Origin of the sequence: Rhodoblastus sp., assembly GCF_019449565.1 — a bacterium.
Lineage (GTDB): Bacteria > Pseudomonadota > Alphaproteobacteria > Rhizobiales > Beijerinckiaceae > Rhodoblastus.
Genome location: NZ_JAGRPM010000080.1, coordinates 12,241 through 25,405 on the forward strand (window position 1 = coordinate 12,241; position 13,165 = coordinate 25,405).

Sequence of the window (13,165 nt, forward strand, 5' to 3'; positions counted from 1 at the left end):
GGTTTTCATGCCCTTTACGCCAGACATGCGCCGCAAGGTCGATCAGATCCGTGATTACCTCTATGGCGGCGGCTATCCGGACCCTCTGTCGAACGCGGAGCAACTCAGCTTCCTGTTCTTCTTCTACATGATCGAGGGCATCGACGGCGCCAATCTCCGGCAGGCGAAGGCGACCGGGCGGCATTACGACTCGCTGTTCGCGGGCGACTGGATCCTGCGCAATCCTCTCAATGCGCCACGGAAAGGCGTGGAAACCGTTCCGCGTACGCGCATGCGCTGGTCGAGTTGGGCCAACGCCTTGTCGGGCGAGCAATTGGTGACCTTCGTCCGCGACGAAGTCTTTCCCTTTTTCGGGGCGATTGGCGATGCCTTCGGCATGAGCTTCATGGCCCAGGCCCGTCTGACCGTCGATGAGCCGACCGTCCTCACCCAGGTCGTGACGCTGGTCAATGAATTGCGGCTGGAGCAGGCCGACCCTGACACCAAGGGCGATCTGTTCGAACATGTCCTGCGCCAGATCAAGCAAGCGGGTGAACTCGGCCAGTTCCGCACGCCGCGCCACATCATCCGCGCCATCGTCGATCTAGTTGATCCGAAGATCGGGGAAACGGTCTACGACCCCGCCGCCGGCACGGCAGGATTCCTCGTCGCGGCCTATGAGCACATCCGCCTCACCAATTCCTCGGCCAATGGCCGTGAGGTCGCGGAATTTGAAGGCAAGACCTTTGAGCGCGGCTATGGCGACAAGCTGAAACAGGCGCAGTGGCGAAAGCTTCAGGCCGAAACGTTTTATGGCAATGACGTCGATCCGAAGATGGTCAGCCTCGCCTCGATGAACCTGGCCTTGCGCGGCCTGCCGGATGTTCGCATTCTCAAGCGCAACGTCCTCACCACCAGTTTCGACCGCCAGATGAAGGCGGAAAAAGGCCTGCCGCTCGAGGGCTATAATATCGTGCTGGCCAATCCGCCCTTTTCCGGCAGGATCGACCGTGATCGCATTGTCGATGACGTCAGGGTGGGGACCAGCACCGCGACGGAGCTGCTGTTCGTCAAATATATGATGGACAACCTCGTCGAGGATGGCCGCTGCGGGGTGATCGTGCCGGAGGGCGTCCTGTTCGGTTCGACCGGCGCCCACAAGGAACTGCGGCGCATCCTGATGCAGAACAATCGCGTCGAGGCGGTGCTGTCGCTGCCGGGCGGCGTGTTCCAGCCGTACTCGGGCGTCAAGACTTCGGTGCTCATCTTCGCCAAGAACGGGCCCACCGAGAAGGTGATGTTCCTCCATGCCGACAATGATGGTTTCAAGCTCGACGCCAATCACGAACAGCCGATCGAGGCCGACGACCTGCCGGGGCTGGTCGGCGCCTTCAACAGCCGCGATGAGCTGTGGGAGGACTGGCAGGATTGGGATTTCGCCCATCGCTGGACGGAGAAGTTCTGGTTCGCCACCGCAGAGGCCATCGAGAGCGAGGATTGGAATCTATCAGCTTCCCGGTATCGCCCCGAAAGCCGGGAGGCGGCCGACCATCGCGATCCACGCGAATTGCTGGCGGAATTGCGCGACGAGACGGCGGCGATCTTGGGCGACATCCAGGCCTTGGTTGCCGAGCTTGGGGAGAGCGCGGCGTGATTCAGCTGTGCCGATTAGGCGACGTTTGCCACACGACGAGCGGTGGTACGCCGTCGCGATCCAGATCGGAGTTTTTCGGAGGCGACATTCCTTGGGTGAAGTCCGGAAATCTCAATGACGGTTTGGTGCTGGAGACCGATGAGACCATTACGGAGGCCGGACTGGCGGCTTCCAGCGCCAAGGTCTTTCCCAAGGGCACCTTGCTCATTGCGATGTACGGCGCGACGGTCGGAAAGCTCGGAATCCTTGACCTTGATGCCGCCACCAATCAGGCCATTTGCGCGATTCGCCCAAACTCAAAAGTTGATCGGGATTTCCTTTTTTTCTTCTTGCTGAATAAACGCCGCCAACTCCTCGCGAGCAGCATCGGCGGAGCACAGCCGAATATCAGTCAAAACATCATACGTGATCTGGAAATTCCAATTCCGTCCAAAAGCGAGCAGCACCGCGTTGTGGGTCTTTTGGTGCGTGCGTCGGAAATCAGACGCCGCGCCGACGCCGCCCGCGCCAAAGCCCGCGCCATCATCCCCGCGCTGTTCAACGACACGTTCGGTGATCCGGCGACCAATCCGAAAGGGTGGCCAGTGGTAACGGTTGGCGATCTTCAGGGGAGTGAGCTTCGCAATGGCATATCTCCCTCCAAAATGGGGAAGGTGGTCGGCAACGTCCTGACGCTGTCAGCGATTACGCGCGGGTCATTCGATCCGGGCGCGAAGAAAGAAAGCATGTTTGCCGCGCCGCTCGCCGAAGAACAGACAGTATCCCGGTCACTGTTTTTGATCTGTCGCGGCAATGGGAATCGCCATCTTGTGGGCCAAGGAGCGTTTCCTCATTCCGACATGCCGGGTGTGGCTTTCCCGGATACGATGATCGCACTGCGAATTGACGAGTCGGAATTAGCACCTGCATATCTCGCGGCTGTTTGGTCGTCCGATCATCTGCGGGCGCAAATTGACGCAGCAGCCAAGACGACCAATGGGACATTCAAGATCAGCCAGGGCGCGATTGTGAAGTTCTCCTTCCCGCTCCCGCCCCGCCAACTGCAAACCGCGTTTGCAGAACGTGTCAGCCATTTAGAACGGCTCGCCCGCAATCTCGACGCCGCCGCAGCCAAAACGGAGGAAATCTCCGCCGCGCTGTCGTCGGAGGTTTTCGACCAACCACGGATAGGGAACGGACATGACTGATCTTGCCAGCGATATCGTTGGGCGAGTGAACCGCCTTCCGCTGAAGCCGTCTGAGACAAACGCCTTGTTGCCGCTGATGGAGGCGTTCAGCAACGCTCTCCACGCCATCAATCTCCGATTTGGAGCAGATGCTGTCCGTGACGGACGCATCCAGATCACCGTCCTCCGCGACGGCAACGACGATGTGAATGGCTTTAGGATCGAAGACAACGGGATAGGTTTCACAGACGACAATTATCATTCCTTCCGAACCCCAGACAGCCGACTTAAAATCGGCATCGGCGGCAAGGGCGTCGGACGCCTGTCATGGTTGCGAGTGTTTGGCGGGGCGAAGATCGAAAGCATCTATGCCGATGGAGGCCGGTTGTTGAGGCGCTCCTTTGATTTCGTCCTCGACGAAAGCAATCAGATGCGGAATGAGCTGAATGGAGCCGCCGATGGGGCGGTCGCCCCTCGAACCATCATCACCCTCGGGGAGTTCAAGAGTGAGTACAAAAGTCGCTCTCCTTCCCGGGCTGAGACGCTGGCTCAACGCCTGATCGCGCACTTTCTACCAATCCTGGCATCCGGCGCGTGTCCCTTCGCCGAATTGATCGACGGCGCTGAGTCGTTCGATCTTCCAGATTATTTCAGGGACAAGATTGTCGATACAGCGGTCGCAACTGTTCCTGTACAACTAGACGATGGGAACGAAATAGCGATCACCGTCCGGCACATGAAATGCAACAAGGACATTCGGCCGAGAGGGCAAAGCTATAATTGGATGTTTCTCTGCGGGCATGAGCGTAGCGTCACCGAACAGTGCATAGATGAGCAGATTGGTCTCAGAAGCCTTGATGGAGAGGCGATTTATATAGGCTGCGCATCGGGGAATTACCTCGACGAGAATGTGAACCAGGAGCGCGACGGCTTCACGTTCTCCAACAGCGAGGAAACCGTCATTCGGAGAGGCGTCGCGTCAAGCGTCAGAGAATACCTGCAAGCCTATATTTCGCTCTCACGGGCTGAAATGGTCCGAAGCACCCAGGCTCTGATACGCGAGAACCCGCAATTCCTGTTCATCAATAATGAGTTCGATGCGTTCGTTGAGGGCCTCCCGCTCAACAGCGCGGGCAAACAAGAAGAAATTTTTGTCTCAATGAGTCGCCGACGATATCGCCGGCAGCGCGAATTTCGACGTTTGTCCGATGAGATATCGTCGCCCCCTGATCACCACGCGGAGATTCAAGAAAAAGTCGATGAATATATGCGTTATGTGGACGACGAGAAGAAAGGCGCGTTGGCGGAATATGTCAGCAAGCGCAAGGCGATTCTCGATTTTCTCGACGCTCTGACGGCTTACGAAGACCCGGAAAAGCGCAGACACCATCTTGAGGACGCTGTGCACGCGCTCATTTGCCCTATGAAAATAGACTCATCGCAAGTCGCCGAAATCGACGACCACAATCTTTGGCTATTGGATGATCGGCTCGCCTTCTTCAATTTCTTCGCGTCCGACAAGGAGGCGAGGTCGTACCTGAATACCGGCAGTCAGGAGCGACCTGATTTGGCATTCCTCTATGACAGCTGTCTGGCTTGGCGCGAGGGCGAGCAATCCGGCGACAAAGTTGTCCTGGTGGAATTCAAGCGACCCGGATTGGAGTCGTATCCGCACGAAGATCCGATCAGGCAGGCGCTGCGGTACGTCAACCTCATCAAGTCGTCGAGGACGTTCCGCGATAAGAACGGTCGCGTGATTTCAAACGTCGGCGAGCGCACATCCTTCGATTGCTACATCGTCGCCGACTTGACCGAGGGGCTTAGAAAGCAACTTATCGGATTGCCGCTGCAGCCAACGCCAGATAACGAGGGCATGTTCGGGTACACCGACAATCCGAAGGCATTCGTGGAAATCGTCCCATTTTCAAAACTTTTGAAGGACGCCAAAGCGCGGAATTCAGCGTTTTTCACGCGGTTAGGTCTCAATGGCTAATCCTCGACCCGGCGCTAGATGAAGCCGATGCGCGACATCGGGTCTTCTCCTTTAGCGATGCTTTTCGCCCGTTCGAGATCATCGGCCAAAATTGTCATGGTGCCGCGTTCGGCGGCGTAGCCGGACGCCAGCAACAGCAATTTTCCCATGAGTCGCGGGCTGTACTCAGCGAGGATGGCCAGCGCGTCCGCATCGAGGCGGCGCTGAGTACTGCGCCGCAAGGCGGCGAACGTGTTGAAGACGTTCTGCGCGACGTATCGACGTTCGGCGCCTTCTGGCGGTTCGATGGGGATGATGAGCATCCTGTCGAGGACGGGCGCGGGGATTCCTTCCGTCGCATTGGCCGTGCAGAGCCAGAAGAGATGGTCGGCGCGAATTTCCAGGCCCAGAAAGGCGTCGGCGAAGGCGCTGGCGTTCTCCGGTTCAAACAGGTTCAGGAAAATGTCGTGCGGCCGCTCCTGATGGCCCATGTGGGGCGCCTTTTCGATTTCGTCGACGAGGATGACGGGCGACGCCGAGAGATCGTCGAGCAGGGTGGTGGCGATCAGGCCGGGGCGGGCGGCCCGCCAGGAGGCGCTGTGGCCGACCAGATCGCCGACGTCGTCGCATAGCGTCATCGAGATCGAGACGAAGGTCTCGCCCAGCGCAGCAGCCAGCCGCCGGGCCGCATAGGTCTTGCCGATTCCGGGAGGTCCGACCAGCAGTAGGGGCGTCACCCGCATCGGCGCGCCGTTCAGGGAGGAGGCCAACGCCTCACGTCGGAAGAGGTCGACGACCGGTCCGAAGCTTGGAATCCGCTGTTTCAACGCATCGAGATCGTCCACCAGGGCAGGGGTTCCGGTGAGCACCTTTCGCTCTGGCCCGAGGAAGCTGGCGGCGACGCGCTCCAGCGCGGCGATCCGCTTCCGATCGTCGGAATCGACGCCGAAGTCGCCGCCAGAATTGCCCCCCGCCACTTCGATCAGCGCTTTTAACTGCGCCGGTTCATACAGCTGGATGGACGCAGGCTCGGGGCGCGGCAAACGCCAATTCGTGCGATCCGCATCGTCGGCATGGGTGTTCTTTGGCATTTTATGGGGTCTCCAAGGAAAAATCCTATGGAAACCAACGGCAACTTATCTTCCTTTGATCATGCCCGAGGCAACAGCCGCTCGTCAGGGCGCTCACATTGAGGCCCAACGCATCCGGAAGCCCGAAAGGGCTTCTCAAGACTCACGGCTTTGTCTCGGGCTTTCTCTTGGGCTTAGGCTTCGCATTCTGCCGCCGGGCGGATTCGTCGGCCAACTCGCGCAATTTGGCGTAATCGATCGGCAATTCGATCGCATCAATCATGCGCTTGAGGTTTTGGACGTAAAGGCCCTTGTTATATCGCTCCGCCTCCGACACGCGCACGCCTTCGTGGCCCATCAACTCGTTGACCCAGGAGTCCTTGAATTCCGTGTTGCCAAGCGTGGTGGCGACGAAGTGTCGTAAAGATTGATGCGTCAGCCGTTTCGCCGTCGCGCGATCAAAAACCTCTCTCAGCATGCGGCCGTAGCGCTTCTCCAAGTCTGCGCCATAGGTTTCGTGGGCGTTGTCGTTCGAGAGTTCCGGGAAAATGAGATCGTCAGGTCCGAATTGCGCGAGGTGGATGTCGAAGCCCAAAATGAACATGGCGTCGTGCAACGGCACCGGCCGCTCAGCATTGGTGTTCTTGAGTTTGAGCGAGGGATCGTTGGCCAGATCAATGCAAAGGATCATGCCCAGCAAGGGGGCTATTTCGTACCGGAAGTGCCGCCTGCGCAGTTGGGCGGCCTCTTCGATCCGCAATCCATGATGAACGCACAGCAGCGGCGTCCAGTACATAGCGTCACGAATGATGACGTTCCCGGGGACGGCGACATGATAGGCCGACCTCCGGCCGGTCCAGTAAGGCGCTTCGGACAGACGTTTGATGTCGTCGAATTTCGCCGCATCCCTTTCGGCGCGGCGGGCCTTCTTCGATTTGTCGATCCAGATGTGATAGCCTTCTGTGATATTTTTCAGCTTTTTGGCAACAAGCACGGCTTTGAAATTGCTAATATGTTTATTGAAGGTTTTCGGATTTATTGTCTTGAGTCGTTCTTCGATAATTAGGCGTTTGTTCGCGTCCTGAATGAACGGAATTGTTTCGCGGGCGTTTTCTATTTTCTTTTTTGTGCTCTCAAGGCTGTCCCCGTCTGCTCGAAAATTCTTATAATCATTTGCAAGCGCCAGGAATTCCTTCTCAAAGCGCTTCATGTCGTCGTCGTCATATTCATCGAGCGGCTTGTCCCCAAGAATCCAGGTGACGACCGAACAGGTGCTCTCGAATTCGCGCCGGCGGTCAGACGGCATCTCTTTTCGGGTGTTGATCTGACGGTCGAGGAATTCGGCGAACGCGTCGGTGAGAACCGGACATTTCGCGTTGGACGCCGTTGCCTTCGATTCCGCGCCAGCGGCGGTTGGCGGTTTGCCGGGGACGCCAGAAATCGATCCGGACGAAGGTCTTGTCGCAACCGAAATCGTTTCGCTGTCTGGCGCCGGATTGAAGATGCGAAGTTTCGACCGCATCAAGAAGCCCAGCGGCCCGGTGAGCTCGTTGGCGTGGCTGTGGGCGACACGGAGATACTCGTCCCCCAGCGCCCGGCCGAGGGCGCGCGTCGCCAGGCGCTCATCCAGGGAGCCCGGCGGAATCGTCGCACCGACGCGCGTCGCGAGGTCGGCGACGGCCTCGGTGTTGATGGCGATGTCATTATTCTCGGCGCGCCGTCGAATCTCGGCGCCGAGGCCCGCGAAACCGTGGATGTCGATAAGGCGGCGCCGACTGGCGTCGCCGACATTTGGCGATAACGAGGCCTTGTCCGCTTCGATGCCATTTCGGCAGTCGGCAAGATAAAGCCCGATCATCTGATCGATTTGGGCTGGGGTCAGCGTCTGATCCTGGCGCACGGCGGCAAAAACCTCTTCACAGCGAATCCACATGGCATGTGCAAAATATTGTGCCATACGCGCTGATAAAGGTCCAAGGCCCTTGACAATTTCCTGTTTTTGGAATCTCGCCCGCAAATCGAACGGCACCGCCCGGCGAAAGAGGACGGCTGCGCCACGTCGACGGAGATGGTACCCAGCGCTCATGATCCGGCGGCCCGTTTGGACCACGACTTTGGACCACGCCTCTGGACCCTAAGAATCCTGCGAGTGCGCAATCGGCAGAAAGCCGCGCCAGATCAGTCGGTTAAGGAAAAATGTGGCTGGGAGACCTGGATTCGAACCAAGATTAACGGAGTCAGAGTCCGCTGTTCTACCGTTGAACTATCTCCCACCGGGCGCGTGGCCAAGCTGGGCTTCACATAACGAAAGGGCCGGTGGAACGCAACCCCCCATTTGCATCACAAACTGGGCGCTTTTGCCGGGTGGACCTGTGTTTTCCACATAAATCCCTTGTCGGCCCGCTTGTCGGCGCTTTATGCTGGCGCGTTGACCAGTAGCGCGCGGAGACGCGGGAGGAATAGTGCCGTCAGCTGACGCGACAGGGGCCAATCATTCCGACGGCCAGTCGGCGACTCTGCCGCGGTTTTCCGCCGGCGGGGGGCCTTCGCTCGCGCGGCGCACGGCGACCTATGCCGCGCTCGATCTCGGCACCAATAATTGCCGTTTGCTGGTGGCGCGGCCGGTCTGCGACCACGAGAATCCCTTTGGCGAAAGTTTTCGCATTGTCGACGCCTTTTCGCGGATCGTCCGCCTGGGGGAGGGGCTAAGCCAGAGCGGACAGCTCTCCGAGGCCGCGATCCGGCGCACTATCGACGCCTTGCTGGTCTGCCGCGACAAGATGGCCTCACGAGGCGTCACGCGCTCCCGCCTGATCGCCACCGAGGCCTGCCGGGCGGCGGCGAACGGCGCCGAATTCATCGAACGGGTGCGGGAAAGCACCGGCCTGGCGCTCGAAATCATCAGCCGCGAGACCGAGGCGCGCCTCGCCGCCGAGGGCTGCGCCTCGCTCGCCGATTCGGCGGCCAAAAGCGTGGTGCTGTTCGATATCGGCGGCGGCTCGTCCGAAATCGTCTGGCTTGGCTCCGGAGCAGGAATTCCTGGCGGCGACAGGGTGCGGCACTGGACCTCGCTTCAGCTTGGCGTGGTGACACTGGCCGAGCGATTCGGCGGCGCAGACGTCACTTTTGCGCAATTCGCCGCCATGACCGAACTGGTCGTTTCCGAATTGCAGCAATTTCTGGCCTCGGCTGCGAAGGAAGAGCGGTGCAACCGCTTCCATCTGCTCGGAACCTCGGGCACGGTCACGACCCTTGCGGGCGTTCATTTGAATTTGCCGCGCTATGACCGACGCCGTGTAGACGGACTCTGGATGTCCCACGCGGAAATAGATGCGGTGATGAATCGCTTGCGCCGCATGTCCTTTGCGGAGCGTTCGCGCAATTCCTGCATCGGCCCGGACCGCGCCGATCTGGTGCTGGCGGGCTGCGCGATTCTCGAAGGAATTCGCCGCTGTTTTCCTTCCGAGCGAATCCGTATCGCCGATCGCGGCTTGCGCGAGGGGATTCTGCTGGAGCTGATGCGGGCGGATCGTTCCTTCGCTTTTTGATCGCGGCGATGGCGCCCGGCGCGGAAGGCTCAAAGCGGCAATAGGCCGCCATCGACCCGTGGGGCGGCTTTTTTCGCCGGCTGCGGTTTTCAGCCTCAGAACGTAATATCCACGACACGCCGCAAAGTTCCATAATATTGATTATGCGAATCGATCACGGTTCGTAATCCCCTCCTTCACCTGATCGCTGTCCGTCGCATCGTCATTGACGCTTCAAGCGCAAAGCTGGCTTTTCGACAAAATACCAGGATAAAGCCGAGATAAATATCGACGCCAGCACCGTCGCGATGACCCATTGCGCGTTTCGACCCATGCCGACAGGATCAAGCAACGCGATCATGATCGGGCCGTGCCAGATATAGATTCCATAGGACAAATCGGGGAGTCGAAATGTCCCTTGCGGCAGGCATATCGCCAGCAAAATGGTCGCGGCCATCAAAAGCGGCAAGCTTGCCAAGCCTAAACCGTCCGCCAAGCCTGCCCTGCAAATGACGACGACGATTGCAGGCCAAACCCATGAAAGCCTCCGCAGCCGATCATGGTAGATATTGACCAGGTTCCCAGCAAAAAACGAAACGAACGTATGGAAAAGCCGGTATTTTGTCGTGGGATCTTCGACATATCTCTCGCCAAGCAGCAATAGGACAATGATAGACGCTGTAAGCAATGGAGATTTATGTAACGAAAACATAAATAACAAGGCTGTAAAAGCATAGAGTCCATCTTCGACGCTCAGGGACCAAAGCGGAAGCGTTACGCCCCGGAACTGGCCCATATATCCGGCGGACAAATATTGCAGCTCGATTCCGAGAGCGGTCTATGCGACCCGAGCTATCTGGCCTGGCTCAATTATTGGGACGCGATGAGTTTCGCCCGCACGGAACTCTACCGCCTATTTCCTTTTCGTCGCAACGATCTGGCGCTGGGTTTCGGCCATGAGGACTGGCACTGGAACGCTTGGACCCTGGCCGAAGGCGTGCCGCACAAGCCAGCGCCCAAAACGATGCACTTCAAGCGGTCCAGAAAAGGCTCCCAGATGGATAAAGTGAATTGTACCGGCGGCGTTCGCTGGCCTCTTTGACGCAGACGCATTGTCTTTCCGACCATTCACGCGGACGGCCCGGCGCCAGCTCCTTCTGTTCACGAAATTGTGATGCTGCTCGACAAACTGCGCACAACCGGCTGTCCAATCGGGCCAACGAGCAAAAACGCCAGCTTTTTGGTCATTCTTGGCGCGATTTGCGGCTGATTAAATCTAGCCAAACCGGGGGAGTTGCTGCTAAAAGGTTATTGCGCGGGCTTTGGGCGAAAATATCCACACACCATCGGCTGGCGTTTCCGGGCGGTCAATTACGGCCGTGGCGGGAGCAAGGTGTCGTACGGCGTAACTCTGAGCTGTACGTCACGATTGAAATGAGGCGGAGATCTAAAGGCGGTCATGAGCAAAGGTAAAGATTTTCGGGGACCCAGGAAGCGCGGTTTTGATGATGATGGGCCCTCGCCTTATGACAATCCGCGCCAGGTTCGCCCCACTCGCCCCGCATTTGACCGTCCGCCCATGGGCGGTGGCTTTGGCGATTTCGGCGCAGCGCCGCAGGCCAGTTTTGGCGCCGCCAATGCGATCGACGCCGTTGTGAAATGGTTCAAGGGCGACAAGGGCTTCGGCTTCGTCGAGCTGTCCAATGGCAGCGGCGACGCCTTCCTGCACATCGGCGCCCTGCAGTCGGCCGGCTATGAGACCGTTCCGCCCGGCGCCAAGCTGAAAGTCGTTGTCGCCAATGGCGTCAAGGGCCAGCAGGTCACCCGCGTGCTCGAAGTCGACACTGCTGGCGCCGCCGAACGCGCGCCGCAGCGCACCTTCGATCCGGCCCGTCCGCCGGCGGCGCGCCGTGCGCCCGACCTTTCCAACGCCGTGGAAATCCAGGGCGCCGTGAAGTGGTTCGATGGCGCCAAGGGCTTCGGTTTCGTTCAGGCGAATGATGGCGGCAAGGACGTTTTCGTCCATATCTCCATCCTCGGCCAGGCCGGAATTTCGCAGCTGCCCGAAGGCCAACCGGTGACCATGAAGGTCGTCGACACGCAGAAGGGCCGTGAAGCGGTCGCCATCTCGCTCGCCTGAGCTTTGGCAGATTGAACGCAATTCAGAGCAGGGCGCCGGCGCCCTGCTCTTTTCATTTGGGATATCCGATGCAGCCTTCGCGCGAAATTTCCCGCCTCCTCGAAATCATGGCCGCCCTCCGCACCCCGGACACGGGCTGCGCCTGGGATCTGGCGCAAGACTTCAAGAGCATCGCGCCCTATGCTGTCGAAGAAGCCTGCGAAGTTGTCGATGCGATCGAGCGCGAAGATTTCGTCGATCTGCGCGATGAATTGGGCGACCTTCTACTCCAAGTTGTTTTTCAGGCCCGCATGGCGCAGGAGCGCGACCTGTTCGATTTCGGCGGCGTGGTCGAGGCCATCACACAGAAACTGATCCGCCGTCACCCGCACGTCTTCGGCGAACCCGAGCAACGCACGCCGGAAGCGGTGGAAGGGGCCTGGGCCGAAATCAAGGCGCAGGAGAAGGCTGAAAAGGCCGCGGCGCGCCGGATCGCGGGCCTGCCGGATCAGGCGCGGCAAGGCTTTCTCGCCGATGTGCCCGGTGCCCTCCCCGCACTGACCCGAGCGATCAAATTGCAGGACAAAGCCTCCAAGGTCGGCTTCGATTGGAACGACGCCCGCCTGGTTCTGGCGAAAATCCGTGAGGAATGCGACGAAGTCGAGGAGGCGTTGGACCGTGGCGACAAGGCCCATGTCGCCAGCGAAATCGGCGACGTCTTGTTCGCGGTCGCTAATCTTGCGCGCCACGTCAAAACAGACCCGGAAAGCGCGCTGCGCGGCTGCAACGCCAAATTCGAACGCCGCTTTCATCATATTGAGCGGGAACTCGAACGCCGGGGCAAAAAACTCGGCGAGGCCACGCTGATGGAGATGGACACGCTGTGGGATGAGGCCAAGAAGCTCGAAGCGATTCTCGAAACCTCTTCTTGACGCGAAAGCTCAGGCAGGCTTGCGCAACACAGCCCGCCAGTGGCGGCTGGGCGTCGGCACCGGCGGAACGTCTTCCAGACTTTCCAGCACGAGGCCGCAGGCGGCAAACGCCTCGATATCCGAACGGGCGAGCGGCCATGGCGGCCCCTCGCTCCCCTGCCCTTCGTCGCGCGCACGGGAGATCACCAGCAGGCGTCCGCCCGGCTTGATCAAATCAGTCAGAGCCTGACGCGCGGCAGGCAGAATTTCCGCTGGAAGCGCCTGCAAAGTATAGGTCTCGTGCACGAGATCGAAAGCGCCGCGCCATTCGGGCGGCGGCGCGAACAGATCGGCGGCCTGGAATTCGATATTGCTGCCGGGAAAGCGTTCCTGCGCCCATTCCGCCGCACGCGGCACGAGGTCGAAGGCCGTGACTTTCGCGCCGCCCTCCGCCAGAGCCGCGGCGTTGTCGCCCAACCCGCAACCCACATCCAACGCCGTCAGCCCCCGAAGATCCGGGCCTTTGGCCAGCCAATTCGTCAGCAGCGGATGGGCGACCATATTGCCCCAGGGCACATTGGCCGGGTCGTCCCCGGAAAGCGCGTAAACGGCTTCGAACCATTCACGCCTTTTCGGGTCCTTCAGCGCCCCACCCTGCTGCTTGGCCGGGTCAATGGCGTCGAGCCTCTGCCGCGCCGCCGCGCGCTTAGCGGCCTGTTCAGGATCAAGCGGATCGAAAGTCCGCGACTGCCCCGCCATAACGCGTT

General features: G+C 59.6%; 11 protein-coding genes and 1 tRNA gene. 7 read left to right on the forward strand and 5 right to left on the reverse strand.

What is annotated here, in order from left to right; all coding sequences use genetic code 11:
* Positions 1 to 7: 7 nt before the first annotated feature.
* From QZ409_RS17430 to QZ409_RS17440, 3 genes are read left to right on the forward strand one after another with little or no spacing between them, the layout of a single operon-like run.
* Positions 8 to 1,633 carry a class I SAM-dependent DNA methyltransferase gene (locus QZ409_RS17430; protein ID WP_296713810.1) on the forward strand — a complete coding sequence of 542 codons (1,626 nt, stop codon included), beginning with the start codon at positions 8 to 10 and terminating at the stop codon, positions 1,631 to 1,633.
* Positions 1,630 to 2,820, forward strand: coding sequence for a restriction endonuclease subunit S (locus QZ409_RS17435; RefSeq protein ID WP_296713811.1), 1,191 nt, complete (start codon positions 1,630 to 1,632; stop codon positions 2,818 to 2,820). Before QZ409_RS17430 ends, QZ409_RS17435 begins: the two co-directional genes overlap by 4 nt.
* Entirely contained in the window at positions 2,813 to 4,792 is a 1,980-nt protein-coding gene (locus QZ409_RS17440; protein WP_296713813.1) for an ATP-binding protein, read from the forward strand. Before QZ409_RS17435 ends, QZ409_RS17440 begins: the two co-directional genes overlap by 8 nt.
* Positions 4,793 to 4,806: 14 nt before the next feature.
* Here the strand turns inward: QZ409_RS17440 and QZ409_RS17445 are convergent, their stop codons facing one another.
* The 3 genes from QZ409_RS17445 to QZ409_RS17455 all read right to left on the reverse strand — a co-directional run bounded on the left by QZ409_RS17445 (position 4,807) and on the right by QZ409_RS17455 (position 8,114).
* A complete protein-coding gene (locus QZ409_RS17445; RefSeq protein WP_296713815.1) occupies positions 4,807 to 5,862 on the reverse strand; it encodes an AAA family ATPase in 1,056 nt (351 codons plus the stop codon).
* Between the two features lie 142 nt (positions 5,863 to 6,004).
* The gene (locus QZ409_RS17450) at positions 6,005 to 7,927 is read right to left on the reverse strand and encodes a DUF6538 domain-containing protein (RefSeq protein WP_296713817.1); all 1,923 of its coding nucleotides are present in this window, start codon (positions 7,925 to 7,927) and stop codon (positions 6,005 to 6,007) included.
* 113 nt (positions 7,928 to 8,040) lie between these two features.
* Positions 8,041 to 8,114: transfer RNA gene (locus QZ409_RS17455), tRNA-Gln, on the reverse strand.
* Between the two features lie 243 nt (positions 8,115 to 8,357).
* On the opposite strand from QZ409_RS17455, the gene QZ409_RS17460 reads away from it, so the two are divergent.
* The gene (locus tag QZ409_RS17460) at positions 8,358 to 9,389 is read left to right on the forward strand and encodes a Ppx/GppA phosphatase family protein (protein WP_296714044.1); all 1,032 of its coding nucleotides are present in this window, start codon (positions 8,358 to 8,360) and stop codon (positions 9,387 to 9,389) included.
* A gap of 202 nt (positions 9,390 to 9,591) precedes the next feature.
* Here QZ409_RS17460 and QZ409_RS17465 read toward each other — a convergent pair whose 3' ends face one another.
* Positions 9,592 to 10,179, reverse strand: a complete 588-nt coding sequence (locus QZ409_RS17465) for an acyltransferase family protein (protein ID WP_296713820.1) — start codon at positions 10,177 to 10,179, stop codon at positions 9,592 to 9,594.
* Positions 10,180 to 10,182: 3 nt separating this feature from the next.
* Here QZ409_RS17465 and QZ409_RS17470 point away from each other — a divergent pair, with 3 nt between their 5' ends.
* The 3 genes from QZ409_RS17470 to mazG all read left to right on the forward strand — a co-directional run bounded on the left by QZ409_RS17470 (position 10,183) and on the right by mazG (position 12,419).
* Entirely contained in the window at positions 10,183 to 10,470 is a 288-nt protein-coding gene (locus QZ409_RS17470) for a hypothetical protein (RefSeq protein ID WP_296713823.1), read from the forward strand.
* A gap of 357 nt (positions 10,471 to 10,827) precedes the next feature.
* Positions 10,828 to 11,508: a cold shock domain-containing protein gene (locus tag QZ409_RS17475; protein ID WP_283364956.1), complete on the forward strand. Its 681-nt coding sequence runs from the start codon at positions 10,828 to 10,830 to the stop codon at positions 11,506 to 11,508.
* Positions 11,509 to 11,576: 68 nt separating this feature from the next.
* Positions 11,577 to 12,419: a nucleoside triphosphate pyrophosphohydrolase gene (gene mazG, locus QZ409_RS17480; RefSeq protein WP_296713826.1), complete on the forward strand. Its 843-nt coding sequence runs from the start codon at positions 11,577 to 11,579 to the stop codon at positions 12,417 to 12,419.
* A gap of 9 nt (positions 12,420 to 12,428) precedes the next feature.
* Here mazG and QZ409_RS17485 read toward each other — a convergent pair whose 3' ends face one another.
* Positions 12,429 to 13,157: a class I SAM-dependent methyltransferase gene (locus QZ409_RS17485; protein ID WP_296713827.1), complete on the reverse strand. Its 729-nt coding sequence runs from the start codon at positions 13,155 to 13,157 to the stop codon at positions 12,429 to 12,431.
* Between the last annotated feature and the right edge of the window lie 8 nt (positions 13,158 to 13,165).

Excerpts from the sequence above, each read along its gene's own strand:
- QZ409_RS17450 (WP_296713817.1), bottom strand. The coding sequence starts at position 7,927 with ATGAGCGCTGGGTACCATCTCCGTCGACGTGGCGCAGCCGTCCTCTTT.
- QZ409_RS17475 (WP_283364956.1), top strand. The coding sequence starts at position 10,828 with ATGAGCAAAGGTAAAGATTTTCGGGGACCCAGGAAGCGCGGTTTTGAT.
- QZ409_RS17440 (WP_296713813.1), top strand. The coding sequence starts at position 2,813 with ATGACTGATCTTGCCAGCGATATCGTTGGGCGAGTGAACCGCCTTCCG.
- QZ409_RS17445 (WP_296713815.1), bottom strand. The coding sequence starts at position 5,862 with ATGCCAAAGAACACCCATGCCGACGATGCGGATCGCACGAATTGGCGT.
- mazG (WP_296713826.1), top strand. The coding sequence starts at position 11,577 with ATGCAGCCTTCGCGCGAAATTTCCCGCCTCCTCGAAATCATGGCCGCC.
- QZ409_RS17430 (WP_296713810.1), top strand. The coding sequence starts at position 8 with ATGCCCTTTACGCCAGACATGCGCCGCAAGGTCGATCAGATCCGTGAT.
- QZ409_RS17485 (WP_296713827.1), bottom strand. The coding sequence starts at position 13,157 with ATGGCGGGGCAGTCGCGGACTTTCGATCCGCTTGATCCTGAACAGGCC.